A 22,505-nucleotide genomic window follows, 5' to 3' on the forward strand; every position below is an offset into this window, starting at 1 on the left:
CCGATGCCGGAGCAGACCGCCGAGATCACCATCACCGCGCCGAGGATGAGCTTGACGTTGAGGCCGGAATATTCGGCGGCCTCGCGAAAATAGCGCTTCTCGGGCACCTCAGCGATTACCCGATTGCCGACGGATATCTTCCAAAATACCGCGCATCACGCCGATCTCTTTGCCGAAGTCTGTCCAATCGCCGGATTTCAACCGCTCCATGGCGTGATTGTAGTGATCGAGGGCCTCCTGCGCGCGCCTTGCCGCGGACCCTTCGCTGGGCGATTCCGCGGTCGCACCCGGCGCCGGCGCGGGTCCGTCGTCCACGAAGAGTGCCGACAGGGCCTCAGCAAGAGTCTCCTTCATGACGACGTGCTCGCCATAAGCGGCAATCACCCGCTTGAGCTCCGGCAAATGTCCTTGCTCGGCCCGCAAATACAGCGGCGACACGTAGAGAATCGAATTCTCGATCGGAATCACGAGCAGATTTCCCCGGATCACCCGCGACCCCATCTGATTCCACAGCGATATCTGCTGGGAGATCTCCGTATTCTGATGAATTCGCGCCTCGATCTGGAAAGGCCCGTAGACCAGCTTCTCTTTGGGAAATTCGTACACGATCAGCTTGCCATAGCCGGGCTCGTCGCAGCGCGCGGCAAGCCAAGCGATCATGTTGTCGCGACGGCTCGGCACCATCGGGATCATGATGAAGAACTCGGCTTGCGCCTCTCCGGGCAGCCGCATGATGATGTAGTAGGGGGCCATGGTGGTGATGCCGTCCATTGAAGAGACGCCATCACCGGCCGGTTGACGCGGAAATTGCCAGAGGTCCTCCCGGTTATAGAAAACATCGGCGGCTTCCATGTGGTAGGTCTGGAAAAGTCGCGCCTGGATCAGGAAGAGGTCTTCGGGATAGCGAATGTGCTTCTGAAGATCGGACGGCATGGCCGCGAACGGCTTGAACAGGTCCGGGAAGATTCGCTGATAGGTCGCGGCGACCGGGTCGGCTGGGTCCATCAGGTAAAAATCGACGGTGCCGTTGTAGGCGTCGATCACGACCTTCACGGAGTTTCTGATGTAGTTGAGATTGAGGCCGGGCGCGGGCTGCGCGTAGGGAAAATATTCGCTGGTCGTGTAGGCGTCCTGCATCCAGAACACGCGGCCCTCGCTGATAATCAGATAGGGATCGCGGTCCAGCGTGAGGAACGGGGCTATAGCGTCGACCCGCTTCTGGATGTTGCGCCGGATCATGATCCGGCTGCCGCCGCCGATGTAGTCTGAAAGGAGCAGGTTCACATCGTTGAAATGGTGGGCGAAGATCAGTCGCCGCACCATGCTCGACAGCGGGACGCCGCCGGAGCCGTCATAGGACGCATAGACATTCTCCTTTCCCTTGGGATAATCGAATTCTCGCACGGTTCCCTTGACGATGACGTAGTCCTCGGTCTGCTGCCCGTAATAGATGCGGGGCTCGCGTATGTCGGGACCTCCCTGCGCAACCGGAGGAACGTCGTGCAGGTAGAGGAGCGGAAGTCCTTCGCCGCTCTTCTGGGTGACCGGACTCATCACCGCGCCATTGCCGTGGGTGAACAGGATATGGCGGTTGACCCAGGTCTGCGCGTTGGGCGGCAGCAGTTCGGAATTCAACTCGCGTGCCGAGAGCATCACGCTCTGGTAGATGTCGCCAAGCCAGTATCGATCGACATCGAGGTTGCGCAGCTTGTAGTAGGTGCGGATCTCCTGCAATTGCGCGTAGGTGTCGGCCAATGGTTGCCAATCCCATAGCCTTATGTTTTCGATCGTGGCCTTGTTGGCCTCGAGCGTGCTGAAGGTCAGGGTCTGATCCGCAGGGAACGGCCTCGGTGTGATCCGATGGAGATTGTAGGCCTCCCGGGTCAGCGCGATGTTGCGCTCGATGTAGGGACGCTCCCAGGCCAGCTCGTTCGGCCTGACGTAGAAGTGCTGAAACACTGCGGGGATGATGCCCGACAGCAGGAAAGCGGCGCCGAACAGCAGCGCAATCGCAGCGGTGGGGAGGCGGTAGGTGCGGACCCACAGGTTCGCCCATGCAGCCAAGGCGGCGACGATCGACAGCGCGATCAGGATCCACAGGACCGGTAATTCGACGTTGACGTCGGTATAGCCTGCGCCGACCACCACGCCGTTGTCGCCGAACAGCAGGTGGTAGCGATCGAGGCCGTAGGACCACGCCTTCACGGTGAAGAAAACGCCAAGCAGCGCCGAACCGTGGGAGATCGCCGCCGGCGACATTCGCCGGGCCCGGTCCTTGATGTCGCCATTCACCCAGTAGATGGTTCCGGCGAACAGTGCGCTCATGACGAGCGTCAGCATTGCCCAGTTCTTGACGGCGACAAACGCGGGCAGGGAGAACAGGTAGAAACCGATATCCTTGCCGTACAGCGGATCGGTGCTGCCGTAGGGCACCTGATAGATAAACCGGAGCAGCGTGGCCCAGTTGCCGACCTCGGCCCAGGCGACAAGTAAGGCGAAGAGGCCGCTGCTGGCGGCGATCACGCCACGCCACGGCAGCCGCTCGCGCAGGAATTCAAGCGGATCAGGCTGAGCCGCCGCGGCCGCAAGCGTTGGGACAAAGGCCGCAGGCAACCGGGTTCGCCGCCCGGCAAGACCAAGTGCAGTCCGCGCGTTCACCCACAAGATGGTGGCCGTCGCTGCCAAAACGACGAGGAAGCCCGCGGTTTTGGCGCCGATCGTGATCCAGAAGACCTGTTTGTAACTGACCGAGGCGAACCACATCCAGTCGACCAGGATGTCGCCGACGAGAGCAAGCAGGATCAGGCCGATAGCGACGATGATGGCCGCGATGATGAATCCCGCCACGGCGCTTCGCCCTGGTGCCTTCCGTTCGGGTCCGGAAATCCCGATCGTCATAGTGACATTATAGCAGAACGACGGACGTGGCGCGCCTGTCGCGGGGGGCGTCGCACCTGCTTTTTGCTCCGCACCCCTACAATAGGCGGAGGAAGGCATAGGATTGGGCTATTACATGTGCCCGAGGATGGCGGCATCCAGCGAGGAAGTGGGGAGGCGGGGGTCGTGTGGTTCGGCCATCGCGAATGTGACGTTTATCAGCCCCAGTTCTTCCGTTCGCCTGCGGAGCTCGACGAGGTAATCCCGCATGACGCCCTGGGCGACGACAGAGCCGCTGGGGCCGACGAAGTGTGAGAGACGGACCGTGTAGTAGCCGCTGCCCGCACCAATATCGCTGACCGTCATGCCTGGTCTCAGCTCAAGAAGGCGTACGACCTCACCGACCTCATTCAGGGAGTCGCGGTGCTCGTCGGCGGAGCGGCTTAGGCTGGCGATCGGCGCAACCGGACGCCGAGGTGAAGGAAATTCATTTGCAGGGATTCCTGGTGGGGTCAGATAACCAATGTCAGCGGCGCCTGCGCAAGTTGCACCCAGTGCCACGACAATCGTCACCGTGCGGACCAGCGTCATTGTGGATCCGCCAAGAACCGGTAGCAAAATGGTTCCGATACCGTGGACTGCCGCGGCATTGGCGCGCAATATATTCGCGGGGCGATACTCTTTTATTCGTCGGCAAAGTGCGGCGCGAGAGATGTCTCCCCTTCGCGTGGGACGAATTTGCCTGTTTCTGGCATGAACGAGGCGCCCAGACGCGAGCCAGGACGCGAGAGGGAATTGGCCGCATGAATTTTCGACAGATCGAGACGTTCGAGGCCGTAATGAAGTGCGGTACGGCGTCGAGAGCGGCGGAGGTCCTTGGCATAACACAGCCTGCGGTAAGCCGGAGCATCGTTGAGCTGGAGCGATCGGTCGGTTTTCTTCTCTTTGCGAGGGTCCGCAACCGTCTGGTTGCCACGCCTGAGGCCCGCATGCTTTATGACGAAGTCAAAGCAGCTTTCCTCGGCATTGATGCGATCCGTGCCGCCGCTGCTCGAATTCGCGATCACGGGTCTGGGGAGATTCGCGTCGCGTCCCTTTTTGCGGCCAGTCACTCGATCGTGCCGAAGACGGTCGCAATATTCCGAAGGAAACATCCGAACGCCCGGGTTACCTTGCTCGTCCTGCCATCGCGCGACGTACGGCATCTGGTCGCCTCCGGCCAATTTGACCTCGGCCTTGCAGCAGACCTGGTCGATACGACCGGCGTTATCCATGAGACCTTCTTGGCTCGCGACGCGCTCTGCGTTCTTCCGATCGGACATGATCTCTCCTCCAAGAAGGTCATCGAGCCAATGGATTTGCATGATGTGCCCTTCATTGCATACCTTTCGGAGGATCGTTTCAGGCAAAGGATCGACGCAGTCCTGGCAGCGGCCGGTGCGGTCCCGAGGACCGTTGTCGAGACCGCTCTTGCTCCCACTGCCCTCGCTTTGGTTGCAACAGGCGTCGGAGTGACGCTTGCCAGTCCCCATGCGATCAGCGGATTTGATCGCTCGAAGATTGTGGTGAAACAATTTCGACCAGCCATAGAAGTCCGCGTCTTGCTGTTGCTCCCTTCAGACCGACCGAAGTCGCTGTTAGTGCGCGACTTCATTGATGCCTTGATGGCCGCTCGCTAACCGCTCTGGCGGCCGCACATCATAAGTTCTGCGCATAAACCTATAACACTGGATCAGTTGTGCGCTCCGGCTCCTCCGGTATCGTGGTGTGAAATCACAACGAGCAGCCTTGAGACGCTCCGAAGAGAAACCCGGCGCGGAGCTCGCTCGCGCGCGCCATAGGTGCACTAAGAGGAGAAGCAATGCGCAGTTTTGCTGAAGGGCAAGCGAGCAACAATGCCGTTGACCCGTCGGGTGCTTCCGGTCTCGCTCGCCGCGATGTGCTCGCTTTAAGCGGTGCTGCCGCATTGGCTGCAACGACACCGGCCTCTGGGGGATGCGCGGCCCCCGTCAGCACGTCGGCCGCGATCGAACCGACCTCGACGGCCACGATCCGGCTCATCGTCAACGGCAAGGAGGCTTCCATCGAAGTGGATCCCCGCCGCTCGCTGCTCGATGTGCTGCGAGAAACGCTTAATCTCACGGGTACCAAGAAGGGCTGCAATCAGGGCGCCTGCGGCGCTTGCACCATCCTTCTAAACGGGAGGCGGATTGTGTCGTGCCTGACGTTGGCAGCAATGCATGACGGGGCGGAGATCGAGACGATCGAAGGCCTTGAAAAAGATGGCGAGCTTCATCCGCTCCAGGGTGCATTCATCGAGCACGATGGCCTGCAGTGCGGCTTCTGTACCCCGGGGCAGATCATGTCGGCTATCGGCTGCATCGCCGAAAGCCATGCGGGCTCGCTGGACGACATTCGGTTCTGGATGAGCGGCAATATTTGTCGCTGCGGGGCCTATCCGGGGATCGTCGCCGCCGTCGCCGACGCTGCCAAGAGGACCTGACCATGCTCCCGTTCACGATCGAGAAGGTAACCTCTGTCGAGGCTGCCATCGCTGCCGCATCCTCCGGCCGCCGTCTTATCGCCGGCGGCACGACGTTGATCGATCTCATGCGCGACGAGGTGGAGCAACCGGAGCACCTTGTCGACATTAATGCGCTTCCGCTTTCCGAGATCCGCGTCGACCGCTCCGACCTCGTCATCGGCGCGCTTGCGCGGATGGCCGACGTGGCCGCCCATCCTGATGTCCAGCGTCTGCAGCCACTGATCGCCGAAAGCCTGATCGAGGGCGCCTCGCCGCAACTGCGCAACATGGCCTCGATCGGTGGGAACCTGCTCCAGCGCGTCCGCTGTCCCTATTTCCGGATGCTCGATGCGGCTTGCAACAAACGGACCCCCGGCTCAGGTTGCGCGGCGGTCGACGGCCTCAATGTCGGGCACGCCATTCTCGGAACGAGTGATCATTGCGTGGCGACGCATCCTTCGGACGTCGCTGTCGCGCTGGTCGCTCTCGACGCCACCATGCGTGTCAAAGGTCCGGAGGGGGAGCGCAGCTTTCCGGTAGCAGAACTCTTTCGTTTGCCGGGCGATACCCCCCACCTCGAACACACGCTGCTGCCCGGCGAGCTCATCCTCGAGGTGCGGATCCCCGGCGGTCCGAACAGCCGCCGGGCGCGCTATCTCAAGGTACGCGACCGCGCATCCTACGAATTCGCGCTGGTGTCCGCGGCCGCGGCGCTCGACGTTGCGGATGGCGTGATCCGCGAGGCGCGGCTCGCGGTCGGCGGTGTCGGCACTCGGCCCTGGCGTATGCGCGCGGTGGAGGCGGCTCTGACCGGCAAGGCGCCGGATCGGCATGTGGTCCAGGCGGCCGCCCGATTGGCCGTGGAAGGAGCCCGTCCGCTGTCGGGCAATCACTACAAACTCGAACTCCTGCCGCGGACGATTGTTCGCGCCTTCGAAATGACGGGAGGAATCGCATGACGACGAACATCATCGGACAGCCGCTGCCACGGGTGGAAGGTCGCGCCAAGGTCACGGGCGCCGCACGGTACGCGGCCGACTTCAACCAGCCTGGTCAGGCCTATGCAGTGATCGTCAGCGCCACCGTGGGACTCGGGCGCGTGACCGGCATAGAAAGTTCGCAGGTCGAGAAGATGCCGGGCGTCATTGCCGTCATCACGCACGGGAACGCGCCACGCCTGGCGTATGGCCCGCACAAGAGCTACATCGATCCGGCGACAGGCGAGCGGCTGCATGTGCTGCAGGACGACCGCGTACACTTCCATGGCCAGCCGGTGGCGCTCGTTGTTGCCACAACGATCGAGCAAGCGGAGCGCGCTGCCGCGGCGCTGCACGTGGCCTACTTGACTGAGCGGCCGATCGTCGACTCCGGCGACCCGGAGGCCCGGCCCATCGTTCCCGAGGCCGGAAAGCAGCCGGATGCCCGGCTGCCGGCCGACACCGCGCGCGGCAGCGCCGACAGCGCTCTCGCCGACGCGCCAGTGAAGGTGGACGAGACCTATGGCATTGCGCGCGAGAACCACAATCCGATGGAGCCGCACGCGACGATCGCCGCCTGGAGTGGCGATCGGCTGATGCTCTGGAGCAAGAGCCAGTTCGTCGTCAACGAGCAGGCGGAGATCGCGGCGATCTTCGGCCTGCCGCCCGAAAACGTGCAGGTGATCTGCCCGTTCATCGGCGGCGCCTTTGGCACCTCGCTCAGGACATGGCCCCACGTGACGCTCGCGGCCATGGCCGCGCGGCACGTGGGCCGCCCCGTCAAGCTCGTTCTGACGCGCAAGCAGATGTTCTTCACGACGGGCCATCGGCCGCGCACACTGCAAAGGATCGCTCTCGGCGCCTCAGCAGACGGAAAGCTTACCAGCGTGGTTCATGAAGGCATGGGCGAGACGAGCCGCTATGAGGAATTCATGGAGGCTCTGACCTCGGTCACGACCTTCCTGTACTCCTCGCCCAACGTGCGGACCCGCTACCGCCTGCAGCCACTCGATATTGGCACGCCAAACCACATGCGCGGTCCCGGCGAGGCCAGCGGCGTATTTGCCCTCGAATGCGCAATGGATGAGTTGTCCTACAAGCTCCGCCTTGATCCCATAGATCTACGCCGCCGCAACGAGCCGGAAATCGACGAGGGAGAAAACAAACCCTTCTCCAGCCGATCGCTGCTGAAATGCTACGATCTTGGCGCGGAACGGTTCGGCTGGTCGCGACGGGTACCCGAACCGCGCTCGATGCGCGATGGCCGGCTGCTGATCGGAAAGGGTGTGGCATCGGCGAGCTACCCGGCCTTTCATGCACCGGCCAGTGCGCTAGCGAGGCTGCTTCCGGATGGCACGGCCGAGGTCGAGGTCGCGGCAAGCGATATGGGGCCGGGCACCTACACGTCGATGACACAGGTTGCCGCCGAGACCCTCGGGCTGCCCGTTGAGCGGGTGCGCTTCAGTCTTGGCCGCTCGGACTATCCGCCCGCGCCATCCCATGGCGGTTCATGGACCATGGCATCGGTTGGCTCCGCGATCCGCGCCGCCTGCATCGCGGTGCAAGAGCAGGCTGCGAAGGGCCGCAACGATCGACCGATCGAGGCTACAGCGTCTTCTGAGCGCGATCCTCAGGCCGCTGCGCGCTTCTCCATGCACTCCTTCGGAGCGGTCTTCGTCGAGATAGCCGTCGACCCGGACATCGGCACGATCCGCGTGCGCCGTGCGGTGGGTACTTATGGCATCGGCCGTGTCGTCAATCCAAGACTCGCTCGCAGCCAATGTACGGGTGGCATGATCGGCGGCATCGGCATGGCGCTCATGGAGCGCACGGTGCTCGATACTCGCGATGGTCGCCCGGTAAACGCGCATATGGCCGATTATCTGATGCCCGTAAATCTGGACGTCCCCCAACTCGAGGCGCATTTCGTCGAGGAGGTGGATCCACACGTCAATGCCCTAGGCGTCAAAGGACTGGGCGAGATCGCCCTCGTCGGCATGGCGCCGGCCATCGCCAATGCCGTCTTTCATGCGACGGGCAAGCGCGTGCGTACCTTGCCGATCCGGATTGAAGATATGCTGACCGCGTAGCTCCGGCCCCGCGGTCTCGCGCGGCACTTCTCGGCGCAAAGCGAAGATCTCGATTCCCGCGAGGCCGCCATGATGGCGTTGTGCTCCTGTTTTGCCCGACGTGTCAAACGCGTTCGCAGCAGCAGCTCAAGCCACCCCGTGCCAAATTCCCCAATGATTTCTACTTTGCATGGGGTTGTTTTCGCATTTTTTGTGGAGCGACATCGTGCGGCCTCTCTCTTCACCTCGCCCCGCTTGCGGGGAAGGGAAAATACTTCACTCCGCCGCCTTCTCCCGCAGCCGCTGGGCGTAGACGTTGATGATCAGCGCCGCGAGCAGGATCAGGCCGCGGATCAGGATCTTGAGGAAGCTGTCGATGTTGACGTGGTCGAGGCCGTTGTTGAGGACGCCGAGCACGAACAGGCCGACGATGGTGTTGCCGATGCCGCCGCGGCCGCCGAACAGGCTGGTGCCGCCGACCACCACGGCGGCGATGGAATCGAGCAGGTAGGTGTCGAACTCGTTCTGCTGCGCGCTGCCGAAATGGGCGACGCCAAGCATGCCGCCGATGCCCGAGCACACTGCCGAGATCACCATCACCGCGCCGAGGATGAGCTTGACGTTGAGGCCGGAATATTCGGCCGCCTCTCGGTTACCCCCGACCATGTAGACGTAGCGGCCGAAGCGCGTATAGGTCAGCACCAGATGGCCGCCGAGCAGCATCACCGCGGCGACGATGACGATCCAGGGAACGCCACTGACCGAGCCGGAGCCGAGCGTGGCGATCAGGTCTGGTACCTTGTAGGCGATCTGGCCGCGCACCAGCAGCGCGGAGATGCCGGCCGCAATCTGCATCATGGCGAGCGTCATGATGAAGGAGGGGATGCCGATCATTGTCAGCCCCAGCGCATTGATCAGGCCGAGAAACGCGCAGAGCAGGATGGAGAGCACGATCGCAGCGACGCCCGGCAGCGGCACGTTGGCGATGTTGACGTAGGATTCCTGCAGCGTGAAGTAGGCGACGGCGATGCCGGTGACGTTGGCGATGCTTGCGATCGAGAGATCGATCTCGGCGCACAGGATCACGAAGGTGAGGCCGACTGCGATAATTCCGGTCACCGACACCTGGGTCAGGATGTTGCCGAGATTGTCCAGCGTCGCGAAGGAGGGGCTGGCAAAGGCGAAGAAGGCGGACAGGAAGATCAGCGTCAGGAACGGCGCGATGTTGCGCATCTGCGAGCGCAGGAAAGGCGCAAGACCTCGCGCGCGCTGACCCGCCGCCGGGACTGTTTCACTGCTGGCCATCATGCTTCTCCGTCACGCCGCCTCCAGCAGGCGGTCTTTGCTGACCGGTTCGTTCGCGAATTCCCGCACCACCGCGCCACGCTTGAGCACCAGGATGCGGTCGGCCAGCGACAGCACGGTCTCCGGCTCGGTCGACAGCACGATGATGGCAAGCCCCTTGGCGCGGAGGTCGCGGACGATGTTGATGACGTCGTTCTTGGCGCCGACATCCATGCCGCGGGTCGGCTCGCACAGCACCAGGAGCTTTGGCGGATAGGTCAGCCACTTTGCGAGTGCGACCTTCTGCTGGTTGCCGCCCGAGAGCATGCCGAGGTCGAGACCGACGACGGGCGGCCGGATCTGCAATTGCTCGACCTGGCGCTTGGCGATATCACGCTCCTGCGTCGGCTTGAGCAGCAGCGCTGAGATGCGATCCAAAATGCTGATCGAGATGTTCTTGTAGACCGGCTCCTGGTGGAACAGCATGGCGCGCCGGCTTTCCGGGACCAGCGCCACACCCGCGCGCCGTGCCGCGGCCGTGCTGGCGAACGCCTTTGGCGTGCCGCCAACGGCAAGCCGGCCGCTGTCCGGCTTCAGCTTGCCGAACAGGATGCGCGACAGTTCCTGCTGCCCGCAGCCCATGAAACCGTAGATGCCGAGCACTTCGCCGGCGCGCGCTTCGAAGGAGACATCCTGCAGGCTGCGGGCCAGCGAAAGCTGATCGACCTTCAGCACTACCGAGCTGTCGCTGGGCCGGGGCAGCATCAGGTCGTCGGTATAGCTGTGCTCTAGGACTTCGCCGCCGCGGCCGATCATGGCTTCGATCAGCGCGCCCTTGCTGGTCGCTGAAGCGGCGGTCTCGGCGACCTTCCGGCCGTTGCGGAACACGGTCACCGTATCGGACACGCGCAAGATGTCCTCGATGAAATGCGAGATGAAGACGATGCTGGTGCCTTCCTCGCGTAGTCGCCGCAGCGTCGCAAACAGCCGCTCGACCTCGGGCGGGGAGAGGGCGGACGTGGGCTCGTCCAGGATGACGATGCGCGCGCCGGAGAACAGCACGCGGGCGATCTCGATGAGCTGCTGGAGCCCGATCGGAAGATCGCCGAGCCGTGACATCGGATCGACGTCGATGCCGAAGCGGGCGAGCTGCTCGCCAGCCTCGCGCGCCATGCGCCGCCATTGCACGAGACCGAAGCGGTTGGTCGGCTGATTGCCGAGGAAGACGTTTTCCGCGACCGTGAGGTCGGGCGCGACGCTCAGCTCCTGGTGCACCATGGCGATGCCGGCCGCATGCGCATCGCGGGCGGAGCGGAAATGCGTCTCTCGCCCGTCGATCAGGAAGCGGCCGGAAAATTCGGTGTGCACGCCGGCGATGATCTTCATCAGCGTGCTTTTTCCCGCGCCGTTCTCGCCGACGAGACCATGGATCTCGCCGGGATAGAGCGCGAAGTCGACACCACGAAGCGCTTCGACGCCGCCGAAGCTCTTCGTGATGCCCTGCAGTTCCAGGATGGGCGGACGAGCCTCGGACATGGAGGCTCAGATCAGGAAATGATCCTGCATCCACTGCATGCCGGCGGCGTTGGCCTTGGTCACGACCGGGCCGTCGGTGACGACGTTCTTGGGAATGCCCTGTCCGCTCTTCTCGCCACCGACCACCGCGGCAACGCCGGCGATGATGGCGCCGCCATGGATGCGGCAGGACGGATTGCGCACGGTCGCAAACATGCGGCCTTCGCTCACCGCCTGGATCGCCGGAGGCATCGCATCGACGCCGCCGATCAGGATGTTGGTGCGGTTGCGCGCCTTCATGATGTTGTAGGCGGCGAGCGCCATATCGTCGTTGTGGAAGAACGCCGCGTCGATCTGCGGATATTTCGTCAGATACGTCTCCCACAGGCGCGCGGTCTTGGAGACATCCCAGTCGGCCGGCTGGGTATCGAGCACTTCGATGTTCGGGAACTGCTTGACGACCGTATTGAAGCCCTTCGCGCGGCCCTGCGCCCCGGTGTGGCCGAGGGCGCCTTGCGTCATGATGATCTTGCCCTTGCCGCCCATGGCGTTGCACAGCGCCTGCGTCACCGAGGCGCCCATGAACTCGTTGTCGGGAGCGAGGAAGGAATGGACGTTGATTTGATCGAGCGGAGCAATCAGCGTGTCCATGTCGATGACGGGGGTGCCGGCGTCGATCATCTTCTGCACGGGCTGGGTGAGGGTGCCGATGCCGAAGGCTTGGATCGCGACGAAGTCCCATTTCTGCGAGGCCATGTTGTCGATCGCCGCGCGCTGCTTCACGGCATCGAGCTGGCCGTCGAACCAGGTCACCTCCACATTGAATAGCTTGCCCCAGAATTCGGCGGCCTGCTTGCCTTGCGCACACCACGTCGCCTGCAGGCCTGCATTGGAGAACGCCGCCTTCAGCGGTTTCTCGGATCGGCCGACTTCGGCTGCAAGTGCGGGGTTTATGCCCATGCTGCCGAGGATGGCAGTCGCGGCGCCGGCGGTCGCTGCCGCCTGAAGAAGATCGCGCCTCGTCGTGGAGAAGTCTTTCGTCCCGGACATCGCTCGCTCCCATAAATCTTGTCGTCGGCGCGTCATTGTTTGTGCGGCCGAGCAGAAAGTCTCTCACAATCGATGAGTTCACGCTACCCAATCTGCAATTGCGCGGGAAATCGGCGCGGCGCGTTGGTGCAGCGCAAAGCGCTAGGCCGAAACGCCGGCGAGCGCGTCGATCTCGACGAGCAAATCGTCCCAGGCTTGCGCGATGTGGGGCGACCATTCGTCGCCCAGCAGGTCGCGCAGCGTATCCCTGATGACGGCAAAGAAGGCGACGAAGAGCTCGCGCGGCGTGCCATAGGCGTCGTGCGAGGCGACCTCGCAGGCGATGATCCGGAAATGCCCGCTGCGTGTCCCGGCGAAGTCGAGGATGGCTTCGATCGTCAGCGCGAGCATCGATCCCTTGACCAGCTCGCTTCCCTGCGAGCGGAACATGGCCTGCGCTTCGGGATGCTCGCGAAACAGCCGCTGATAGACCAATGGTGTGAGGTCCGCGCAGCGCATCGCCGCGAGATCAAAGCTGTGCTCGGATTAGGGGAAGCATTCATCGGCATAGCGGCCGCGCGCGCAAAAAAAGAGCGGGGCCCTAGCCCCGCTCAAAAATTGTGTCGACCCTATTATCCCCGATTCTAAGATTTGATCTTGATTGACGGGGCGACGCTGCATTTTGCGCGTCAGGGGCTCCTCCCGAGACTTGGACCACCAGACTTCGACCTCGCGGCCAGCCTGAGCGAGACGGATGCTAGATCAACTTTTCTCACTTGTCATCATTTTCGGCAACGATTGTTCAAAATTCGAGCAGTTGACGAAATGATCGGGCTGCTCCAGTCCTAAGCATATGACAAATATAAGAAATCTGTGGATATGCGCGGGGCGCGACGGCGGCCTGAACGGCCGCATCTTTGCCCGGGCCGGGGCCTTCGAACACAGTTTTCCGGAATTTTGCCCTAGGACAAAAAGCCGGCCGGCGCGACCTCGACTCGGGCTCCCCCGCGGTGTTTAGTTAGCAGGCGAACGAATGGTTCGGCGGATGCGTGCGCGGCTGCAAAAATTCCTACCCATCGTCCTGATCGCGCTGGTGATGCAGGTGCTGGCGCCGATTGCCGCGTGCTGGGCGGCAGGGCAGGCCGTTGCCGATCCGCTCGGGACCGCCGTCATCTGCCACAGCACAAGCGAGCAGGGCGCCGGTCTCGATGACCAGACCGGAGCGCCGGCAGGGCACGCCGGTGCGTGCGCGCTGTGTTGCCTCGCGCAGGCCAACGCCTCGCTCGATTCGCCGCTGCAGGCGACGTTCTCGATTCCATTCCGCCACGCCGAAAGCTTGGTCTGGCATGACGCGGCGGATCATTTGGCCGCACCTGATCGCGGCTCGACCGCCCAGGCGCGCGCGCCTCCGCAGTTTTCCTGACGACCCTCACGGTCGCCGCGGTCCGTCCGCCGGCGATTGATGCCGTCAATTGGCCGGCGAGAGCTGCCGGCGTCAGGAATGCCCCATGTTACATAGTCATGCCGTTCGCGGCGTGAGTGCCGTGGCCGTTCAGGCCGCGGTGCTCGCGTGGGCGAGTGAGGCCTCTGCCCAAAGCGGCGCGAATGTGCTGCCATCGGTCACTGTCGAAGCGCCCGCATCGGCAAGACCCAAGCCACGCAAGCCGGCGGTGCATACGGCCGGAGCCACGAGCCGGTCGGCAAAGCCGGTCGCATCCGCGGAGCGAACCGCACCTCCGGTTGCCGTCGGCGATCAAGGCGCCGGTACCGCGCACCCTTCGTTGGAGGCCCCGGCCGCGGTGACCCGCTATCAGCTACCTCAGCGCTCCTTCAGCATTACGGCGAAAGAGGTTGAGGAAACGATCAACCTCAAGGACCCCGAGGACGCCGTTAAATACATGCCGAGCCTGTTCGTGCGGAAGCGCAACGACGGCGACAACAATGCGGTGCTGGCGACGCGGAGTTGGGGACTGAACTCCAGCGCACGCACGCTGATCTACTATGACGACCTCCTGATCTCGGCGCTGATCGGCAACAACAACACCAATGCCTCGCCGAAGTGGAACCTGATCTCGCCGGAGGCGATCGGGCGCGTAGACTACCTCAACGGTCCGTTCGCGGCCGCCTATCCCGGCAACTCGATCGGAGGCGTCCTCCTGATCACGTCAAAGATGCCAGACAAGCCGTTCGCGGTCGCCAAGGAGACGGTATCGGTGATGCCGTGGAATCAATACGGCACCAGGGACGTCTATCCGACCAGCCAGACCAGCGCGGCAGCCGGCGGCCGCGACGGCAAGCTGTCCTGGCTCGTCAGTGCCAACTATCTCGACAGTTTCCAGCAGCCGCTGACCTATACGACGAACGGCAGCATTCCGGCGGGCACCAGGGGCGCCTTCCCGGCAAGGAACAAGGTCGGGCAGGAGGCCGATGTCGTCGGCACCGGCATTCTCGCGCGTTCGCAGCAGACGTCCGCCAATCTGCGGCTCGCCTACGACGTGGCGCCGCTGGTGCAGGCGACTTACTCGCTCGGGATCTGGAACAATCATCAGGTGTCTGATCCACAGACCTATCTGCGTTCGACCGCGACCGGGCTGCCGACCTTTGCCGGCATCAGCACATTTGCCAGCGGCAAGTACATCTGGGACCAGACCCATTTGAGCAATGCGGTCGCGATCAAGAGCGACACGAAGGGACTCTTCGATTTTGACCTCTCCGCGTCGAGCTACAACTATCTCGAGGACACCCAGCTCAATCCCTACACCGTGGCCGCCGCCGGCGTTGGCTTCTCGCAGAATGGCAAAATCACGCGCATGGACGGCACCAACTGGCAGAATGCCGACGCCAAGGGTATCTGGCGTCCGTTTGGCTATGGCGGTCCGCACGAGATCAGCTTCGGCGTGCATGGCGACCGGTACAGCCTGGAGAATCCAACATACGGGTCGGCAGTCTGGTATCAGGCCGCGACCGCTACGGGACAGCTCTACGCGAACAGTCAGGGCGAAACCCGCACCGGTGCGGTGTGGCTCCAGGACGCCTGGAAGATCCAGCCCGATCTCAAGCTGACCCTCGGCGGACGGCTGGAGAGCTGGCAAGCCCTCGACGGCCAGAACGTCGTGACCTTGGCGAACGGGGCGGGTGCCATCACCTCGTCGTTCACGGCCAACCAGCCGGGTCTTGCTTCGACGAATTTTTCGCCGAAGGCCTCGATGTCCTACGACCCGAACAAGGATTGGAACGTCACGGCCAATTTCGGCGAGGCCTATCGCTACCCGACAGTTCTCGAGCTCTACCAGAACGTGACCGTCGGCAACACGATCACGGTGGCCAATCCCTTCCTCAAGCCCGAGCAGGATTTTACGGGCGAACTCAACATCGAGCGCCACTGGAACGATGGCCGGGTGCGGCTGACCCTGTTCAGGGAGCGGACCAACAACGCCATCATCTCGCAGACCAATGCGATCAACGCGACCCAGACGGCGACGACGTTCAGCAACGTCGACGCCATCAGGTTGCAGGGCGTCGAGCTGTCTGCCGACAAGGACAATGTCCTCGTCCAGGGGCTTCAGCTCTTCGGCAGCGTGACCTATGTCGATTCCCGGATCCTGGCCGATGCGAACTGGGCCGGCAAGGATCCCCTGACGGGCATTCCGACGACGGTGGTCGGCAAGCGTGTGCCTTACGTTCCCGATTGGCGTGCCAAGTTCGGCGTTACCTATCGGCCAAACGAGAGCTGGGCGTACACGGTCGCAGCGCGCTATAGCGGCAAGCAGTATTCGACGCTCGACAACACCGATATCGTTTCGCACGTCTATGGCGCTTTCGATAACTTTTTCGTTGTTGACTTGAAGATCCACTACAACGCGACGAAGAATTTCGCGTTCGACTTCGGGATCGATAATCTCTTCAACGAGCAGTATTTTCTGTTCCATCCATTCCCGGGACGAACTTTTGTTCTTGCCGGCAAGTACACGTTCTGACGGGTGGGGCGATGTTAACGACGACAAGAAAGGCAAGTCTGATGAACAAGCTCTCACGCATTCTAGCCCTCGTGGCGCTCTCGGCCGCCCTCATCGCAGCCCCCGCGCGCGCCGACGACGTCAAAGCCGGCGACCTCGTGATCTCGCAGGCCTGGAGCCGTGCGACGCCGAGCGGCGCAAAAGTCGCCGGTGGCTATCTCACCATCGAGAACAAGGGGACGGCACCTGACAAGCTGATCAGCGTTTCGACGGAGATTGCGGGCAAAGCCGACGTCCATGAGATGGCGATGGACAACGGCGTGATGAAGATGCGCGCGCTCGACAAGGGGCTTGCGATCGATCCCGGCAAGACCGTGAAGCTCGCGCCGGGCGGCTATCATTTGATGCTTCAGGAGTTGAAAGGGCCGCTCAAGCAGGGCGACAAGGTGCCTGTCACGCTGGAGTTCGAGAAGGCCGGTAAGGTCGCGGTCTCGCTCGACGTCCAGGGCGTCGGCGCGCAGGCGCCCGCCGATGCCGGGCATTCCGGCCACATGGAGATGAAGAAAATGCCGGATCATTCGGGAATGAAGATGTGATGAGCATGATCTGCGCTTTCGGGAGACCGAACATGAATATCTCGAAGCGATCCTGCCTGATCCTGTTGGCTGCGCTCGCCGCATCGCCGGCGGCGGCGCATGTCACGCTGGAGACGAAGCAGGCCGCCATAGGTGGATCGTACAAGGCCGTCTTCGCCGTGCCGCATGGTTGCGCGGGCTCGGCCACGGTGAAGATCCGCGTGCAGATCCCAGAAGGCGTGATCGCGGTGAAGCCGATGCCGAAGGCAGGCTGGAACGTCGACGTCGTCGAAGGCAAATATGCCAGCGAATACGATTTTCACGGCAACAAGCTCTCCTCCGGCGTCAAGGAGGTGATGTGGTCCGGCGGCAAGCTCTCGGACAAGTACTACGACGAGTTCGTCATGCACACGGTCCTGACTGACTCGCTCAAGCCGAACACGACCTTGTATTTTCCCGTCGTCCAGGAGTGCGAGACCGGCGTGAGCCGCTGGATCGAGATCCCGGCGGAGGGAGCAGGGCATTCGGAGAGCAAGTCGCCGGCGCCGAGCGTAAAACTCTTGCCGAAACCTTGATGCGCTTTCTCGCCGCGCTACTTCTGGTCGCCGGCTTCGCGACCGGAGCATCGGCGCACGCGGCGCTCGTCTCGGTCGAGCCGGCGAGCGGCAGCATTCTGGCGAACGCGCCAAAATCAGTCGAGCTGCGCTTCAACGAGGCCGTGACGCCTGGCGCGATCCGGCTGATCGATGGCGCGGGCAGGGCGCGCGATGACGCGCGCGTCAGCGCGTCCGGCGAGACGATTTCGGTCGCCATGCCGATGGACCTGCCGCAAGGCACGGCGGTGGTCAGCTATCGCGTGATTTCGCAGGACGGCCATCCCGTCGCGGGATCGGTGATCTTCTCGGTTGGTGCGCCGACGGCAACGAAGGCGCCGGCCAATGCCAGCATCGGGTTGAGCGCCCTGATCTGGCTTGCGCGGATCGGGCTCTACCTCGGGCTCTTTGTCGGCGTCGGCGGCGTGTTCTTTGCGCGCTGGATCGCCGGATCGACGGTCGGAACGGAGGCGCCGTGTGCGGCGCTTGTCATCGGGCTGCTCGCGGCCGCGGCCTCGCTTGGTCTATTGGGGGCAGATCTCCTGGGGCTCTCGTCCGGGGCACTGCTCACGCCGGCGCCCTGGGAGGCTGCATTTGGGACGAGCGCCGGACCGGCATTACTCGTCGCCATCGCGGCCTTGTTGATCGCCCTGATTGCGCTCCTCTGGGCGGCGTATGCACGTCTGTTGACTGCTATTGCATTCGCTGGCGTCGGCCTGTCCCTCACCATGACCGGACACGCTGCAAGCGCACCGCCAGAGGCGTTGACGCGGCCTGCGATGTTCATGCACGGCCTTGGCGTCGCCTTCTGGATCGGCGCTCTTGCGCCGCTTGCCGTGCTGGTGTCGAAATCGACGACCGTCGCGCTGCCCGTCCTGAACCGCTTCTCCCGCACGGCCATACCCGTGGTCGCAATGCTGGCGCTGACCGGCCTTGCGCTCGCGATCATCCAACTCGAAAAACTGTCCGCGCTGGTCGAGACCCGCTACGGCCTCATTCTCCTGATCAAACTCGCGCTGGTTCTGGCGCTGCTGGCGCTTGCGGCGCTCAATCGCTTTCGGCTGACGCCGGCCCTGGCAGCAGATCCCAAGGCCGCGCCCGCGCTGAAGCGCTCCATCCTGGTGGAATGCGCGATCGCGCTTGCCATCTTCGCCGTGGTGGCCGGCTGGCGCTTCACGCCGCCGCCGCGGGCCATTGTTCCGGAGACGCCGCTGGCGATCCACATCCACAGCGACAAGGCGATGTTCCAGGTGCTGGTCTCGCCGGGCAAGGCCGGAATGAACGATTTCGTGCTCCAGCTCATGACCGGCGAGGCGACGCCGCTGAAGGCCAAGGAGGCGGCGCTGACCTTGAGCCTGCCCGAACGCGGCATCGAGGCGGCGGAGCGCGCCGCCGAACCCGGACCGGACGGCTACTGGCATGTGCCTAGAGTCGAGCTTCCATTCGCCGGCCGCTGGCATGTGCGGATTGACGCGCTTGTGACCGATTTCGAGAAGATCACGCTGGAGGACGAGCTCGAGGTCGCGCCGCCGTAAAAGGGCCAGCCCGGAGGCTCAAGCTGAACCTGAAGTCGACGGAAAAATGACAGGAATCCCGTTGCGTTAGCGGCTTTTCCTCATTCCTGGTCTTGTGTTTTCGCTCCCAATCCGGTTTCACTGCAACTTCTCACTGATTCTTCGAGTGTCTCCATGCGGTTGTCGCGGTTCTTTCTGCCCATCCTGAAGGAAAATCCGAAAGAGGCGGAGATCGTCTCGCATCGCCTGATGCTGCGCGCCGGCATGATCCGGCAGGAAGCGGCCGGCATCTATGCCTGGCTGCCGCTCGGCTTTCGCGTGCTGAAGAAGATCGAGCAGATCGTGCGCGAGGAGCAGGACCGGTCCGGCGCGCTGGAACTGTTGATGCCGACGCTCCAGCTCGCCGACCTCTGGCGCGAGAGCGGTCGCTACGACGCCTACGGCCCGGAGATGCTGCGCATCGCCGACCGCCACAAGCGCGAGCTCCTGTACGGGCCGACCAACGAGGAAATGGTCACCGAGATCTTCCGCGCCTACGTGAAGTCGTACAAGAACCTTCCTCTCAATCTCTATCATATCCAGTGGAAGTTCCGCGACGAGCAGCGCCCGCGCTTCGGCGTGATGCGCGGCCGCGAGTTCCTGATGAAGGACGCCTATTCCTTCGATCTCAGCGAGGCGGGCGCGCGCGTTGCCTACAACAAGATGTTCGTCGCCTATTTGCGCACCTTCGCGCGGATGGGGCTGAAGGCGATCCCGATGCGCGCCGAAACCGGCCCGATCGGCGGCGATCTCAGCCACGAGTTCATCGTGCTCGCCGAGACCGGCGAATCCGGCGTCTTCATCAATCGCGACGTGCTGGACCTGCCGGTGCCGGGCGAGGACGTCGATTATGAGGGTGATCTGGCGCCGATCATCAAGCAATGGACCTCGCTCTATGCCGCGACCGAGGACGTCCATGACGCCGCGCGCTTCGAAAAGGAAGTGCCCGAGGACAAGCGGCTCAACACCCGCGGCATCGAGGTCGGCCAGATCTTCTATTTCGGCACGAAATATTCCGAGCCGATGAAGGCGCTCGTGGCGGGACCGGACGGCGCCGAGGTGCCTATCCATGGCGGCTCCTATGGCGTCGGCGTCTCACGTCTGCTCGGCGCCATCATCGAGGCCTGCCATGACGACGCCGGTATCAAATGGCCGGAGCCGGTAGCGCCGTTCCGTGTCGTGATCCTGAACCTCAAGCAGGGCGATGCCGCGGTCGATGCCGCCTGCGAGAAGCTCTATGCCGAGCTCAGCGCCAAGGGCGTCGACGTGCTATACGACGACACCGACCAGCGCGCCGGCGCCAAATTCGCCGCCGCCGATCTGATCGGCATTCCCTGGCAGATCATGATCGGGCCGAAGGGGCTCGCCGACGGCAAGGTCGAGATCAAGCGGCGCAGCGACGGTGCCCGCGAGACCATGTCGCCGGCCGACGCGGTCGCTCGCCTGGTCGGCTGAATATTGTTCATCGCGCGATGTCGAGGCCGCCAATCCGGCCACAATTGACCCCGAATCATGGGATTATCGAGCGATGGATGAGGCCATGACCGAAACCGTGCAAACCGCGCCTTTCGCGCCATTCGAGTGGATGCTGTCGGCGCGTTACCTGCGCGCGCGCCGCAAGGAAGGATTCATCTCGGTCATCGCGGGGTTCTCCTTTCTCGGCATCATGCTCGGCGTCGCGACGCTGATCATCGTCATGGCGGTGATGAACGGCTTCCGCAAAGAGCTGCTCGACAAGATTTTGGGCCTGAACGGCCATATCCTGGTGCAGCCGCTGGAATCGCCGCTGACCGACTGGAAGGATGTGGCCGAGCGCATCAGCCAGGTGCAGGGCATCCGGCTCGCGGCGCCTGTCGTCGACGGCCAGGCGCTGGCGTCCTCGCCCTGGAATGCCTCGGGCGTGCTGGTCCGCGGCATCCGCGCCGACGACCTGAACAACCTCACCTCGATCGCCAAGAACATCAAGCAGGGCTCGATCGAGGGCTTTGACGAAGGGCAGGGTGTTGCGATCGGCCGGCGCCTCGCCGACCAACTCTCGCTGCATGCCGGCGACAGCATCACGCTGGTTGCCCCGAAGGGCGCAGTCACGCCGATGGGCACGACGCCCCGCATCAAGCCCTACAAGATCGTCGCCGTCTTCGAGATCGGCATGTCCGAATACGATCTCGGCTTCGTGTTCATGCCGCTCGCGGAAGCGCAGGCCTATTTCAACCGCAGCAACGACGTCACCTCGATCGAGGTGTTCACCACCAATCCCGACCGCATCGACGCGTTCCGCAAGTCGGTGACCGAGGCCGCGGGCCGCCCGGTGTTCCTGGTCGACTGGCGGCAACGCAACTCGACCTTCTTCAACGCGCTCCAGGTCGAGCGCAACGTGATGTTCCTGATCCTGACCATGATCGTGCTGGTCGCGGCGCTCAACATCGTCTCCGGCTTGATCATGCTGGTGAAGGACAAGGGCAGCGACATCGCAATCCTGCGCACGATGGGGGCCTCGCAAGGCTCGATCATGCGGATATTCCTGATCACGGGAGCCTCGATCGGCGTGGTCGGCACGCTTGTCGGCTTCATCGTCGGGCTGGTGATCTGCCTCAACATCGAGTCGATCCGGCAGTTCCTGTCCTGGCTGACCAGCACCGAGCTGTTCTCGCCAGAACTCTATTTCCTCTCGAAGCTGCCTGCCGAGATCGATATCGGCGAGACCACGGCGGTGGTCATCATGGCGCTGACGCTGTCCTTCCTGGCGACGCTCTATCCGTCCTGGCGCGCCGCACGCCTCGATCCTGTCGAAGCGCTCCGGTACGAGTGAGGGGCTGATGGAGCAGCAGCAGGGGGCTGAAGATGTCCCGGTCATTTATCTCCACGAGATAAAGCGGCAGTATCTGCAGGGCGAGGTGCCGCTGACGATCCTGGACGGCGCCAAGCTCGCGCTGTGGGCCGGGCAGTCGGTCGCGCTGGTGGCGCCGTCGGGCTCGGGCAAGTCGACGCTTCTGCACATCGCAGGGCTGTTGGAAGCGCCCGATTCCGGCGAGGTCTATGTCGGGGGCACGCCGACCTCGCAGCTACCCGACATCGAGCGTACCCAGCTTCGCCGCACAGACATCGGCTTCGTCTACCAATCGCACCGGCTCCTGCCCGAATTCTCGGCGCTCGAGAACGTGATGCTGCCGCAGATGATCCGCGGCCTGAAGCGCTCCGAGAGCATCAAGCGCGCCAAGGAGATCCTGTCCTATCTCGGCCTCGGCGACCGCATCACGCATCGTCCGGCGGAGCTGTCGGGCGGCGAGCAGCAGCGTGTCGCGATCGCGCGCGCGGTTGCAAATGCACCGCGCGTGCTGCTCGCGGACGAGCCGACCGGCAACCTCGATCCGCACACCGCGGACCACGTGTTCCAGGCCCTGATGCAGCTCGTCAAGGCGACCAAGGTCTCGATGCTGATCGCGACCCACAACATGGAGCTCGCCGGCCGCATGGACCGGCGCGTGTCGCTGTCGAACGGCCAAGTGGTCGAGCTCGAGTAAAAAACGCGAAAACAACCCCATGCACAGTAGCC

The 22,505-nt window shown here is 63.3% G+C and carries 17 protein-coding genes and 1 pseudogene; 12 read left to right on the forward strand and 6 right to left on the reverse strand.

Annotated elements, in window-relative coordinates; translation table 11 throughout:
- Positions 1–108 precede the first annotated feature (108 nt).
- Complete coding sequence (locus tag MTX21_RS04315) at positions 109–2,898, reverse strand: UPF0182 family protein (RefSeq protein WP_280970675.1); 2,790 nt, start codon at positions 2,896–2,898, stop codon at positions 109–111.
- Positions 2,899–3,009: 111 nt separating this feature from the next.
- On the reverse strand, positions 3,010–3,468 hold the full coding sequence (locus MTX21_RS04320; protein WP_280970676.1) for a class I SAM-dependent methyltransferase: 459 nt from the start codon (positions 3,466–3,468) through the stop codon (positions 3,010–3,012).
- 212 nt (positions 3,469–3,680) lie between these two features.
- On the opposite strand from MTX21_RS04320, the gene MTX21_RS04325 reads away from it, so the two are divergent.
- From MTX21_RS04325 to MTX21_RS04340, 4 genes are all read left to right on the forward strand, one after another.
- On the forward strand, positions 3,681–4,556 hold the full coding sequence (locus MTX21_RS04325) for a LysR substrate-binding domain-containing protein (RefSeq protein ID WP_280970677.1): 876 nt from the start codon (positions 3,681–3,683) through the stop codon (positions 4,554–4,556).
- Between the two features lie 182 nt (positions 4,557–4,738).
- Positions 4,739–5,380, forward strand: coding sequence for a (2Fe-2S)-binding protein (locus tag MTX21_RS04330; protein WP_280970678.1), 642 nt, complete (start codon positions 4,739–4,741; stop codon positions 5,378–5,380).
- A 2-nt stretch (positions 5,381–5,382) separates the two neighbouring features.
- A complete protein-coding gene (locus MTX21_RS04335; protein WP_280970679.1) occupies positions 5,383–6,360 on the forward strand; it encodes a xanthine dehydrogenase family protein subunit M in 978 nt (325 codons plus the stop codon).
- Positions 6,357–8,468: a xanthine dehydrogenase family protein molybdopterin-binding subunit gene (locus MTX21_RS04340; protein ID WP_280970680.1), complete on the forward strand. Its 2,112-nt coding sequence runs from the start codon at positions 6,357–6,359 to the stop codon at positions 8,466–8,468. The genes MTX21_RS04335 and MTX21_RS04340 overlap by 4 nt, the downstream gene beginning before the upstream one ends.
- 255 nt (positions 8,469–8,723) lie before the next feature.
- Here the strand turns inward: MTX21_RS04340 and MTX21_RS04345 are convergent, their stop codons facing one another.
- The 4 genes and pseudogenes from MTX21_RS04345 to MTX21_RS04360 form a co-directional block, all read right to left on the reverse strand.
- Positions 8,724–9,752, reverse strand: a complete 1,029-nt coding sequence (locus MTX21_RS04345; protein WP_280970681.1) for an ABC transporter permease — start codon at positions 9,750–9,752, stop codon at positions 8,724–8,726.
- Positions 9,753–9,764: 12 nt separating this feature from the next.
- Entirely contained in the window at positions 9,765–11,267 is a 1,503-nt protein-coding gene (locus MTX21_RS04350; RefSeq protein ID WP_280970682.1) for a sugar ABC transporter ATP-binding protein, read from the reverse strand.
- Positions 11,268–11,273: 6 nt separating this feature from the next.
- A complete protein-coding gene (locus tag MTX21_RS04355) occupies positions 11,274–12,296 on the reverse strand; it encodes a sugar ABC transporter substrate-binding protein (protein WP_280970683.1) in 1,023 nt (340 codons plus the stop codon).
- A gap of 141 nt (positions 12,297–12,437) precedes the next feature.
- Positions 12,438–12,838, reverse strand: a pseudogene (locus MTX21_RS04360) (globin).
- Positions 12,839–13,308: 470 nt separating this feature from the next.
- Here MTX21_RS04360 and MTX21_RS04365 point away from each other — a divergent pair.
- From MTX21_RS04365 to MTX21_RS04400, 8 genes are all read left to right on the forward strand, one after another.
- A complete protein-coding gene (locus MTX21_RS04365) occupies positions 13,309–13,698 on the forward strand; it encodes a DUF2946 domain-containing protein (RefSeq protein ID WP_280970684.1) in 390 nt (129 codons plus the stop codon).
- Between the two features lie 85 nt (positions 13,699–13,783).
- Positions 13,784–16,252 carry a TonB-dependent receptor gene (locus MTX21_RS04370; RefSeq protein WP_280970685.1) on the forward strand — a complete coding sequence of 823 codons (2,469 nt, stop codon included), beginning with the start codon at positions 13,784–13,786 and terminating at the stop codon, positions 16,250–16,252.
- A 41-nt stretch (positions 16,253–16,293) separates the two neighbouring features.
- On the forward strand, positions 16,294–16,827 hold the full coding sequence (locus MTX21_RS04375; protein WP_280970686.1) for a copper chaperone PCu(A)C: 534 nt from the start codon (positions 16,294–16,296) through the stop codon (positions 16,825–16,827).
- A 38-nt stretch (positions 16,828–16,865) separates the two neighbouring features.
- On the forward strand, positions 16,866–17,381 hold the full coding sequence (locus MTX21_RS04380) for a YcnI family protein (RefSeq protein ID WP_280970965.1): 516 nt from the start codon (positions 16,866–16,868) through the stop codon (positions 17,379–17,381).
- Positions 17,381–18,934, forward strand: coding sequence for a CopD family protein (locus tag MTX21_RS04385; protein ID WP_280970687.1), 1,554 nt, complete (start codon positions 17,381–17,383; stop codon positions 18,932–18,934). Before MTX21_RS04380 ends, MTX21_RS04385 begins: the two co-directional genes overlap by 1 nt.
- A gap of 153 nt (positions 18,935–19,087) precedes the next feature.
- The gene (gene proS / locus MTX21_RS04390) at positions 19,088–20,407 is read left to right on the forward strand and encodes a proline--tRNA ligase (protein WP_280970688.1); all 1,320 of its coding nucleotides are present in this window, start codon (positions 19,088–19,090) and stop codon (positions 20,405–20,407) included.
- Between the two features lie 73 nt (positions 20,408–20,480).
- On the forward strand, positions 20,481–21,761 hold the full coding sequence (locus MTX21_RS04395; protein WP_027550658.1) for a lipoprotein-releasing ABC transporter permease subunit: 1,281 nt from the start codon (positions 20,481–20,483) through the stop codon (positions 21,759–21,761).
- Positions 21,762–21,768: 7 nt separating this feature from the next.
- A complete protein-coding gene (locus MTX21_RS04400; protein ID WP_280970689.1) occupies positions 21,769–22,473 on the forward strand; it encodes an ABC transporter ATP-binding protein in 705 nt (234 codons plus the stop codon).
- Positions 22,474–22,505 lie beyond the last annotated feature (32 nt).

The organism is Bradyrhizobium sp. ISRA430 (genome assembly GCF_029909975.1).
GTDB lineage: Bacteria > Pseudomonadota > Alphaproteobacteria > Rhizobiales > Xanthobacteraceae > Bradyrhizobium.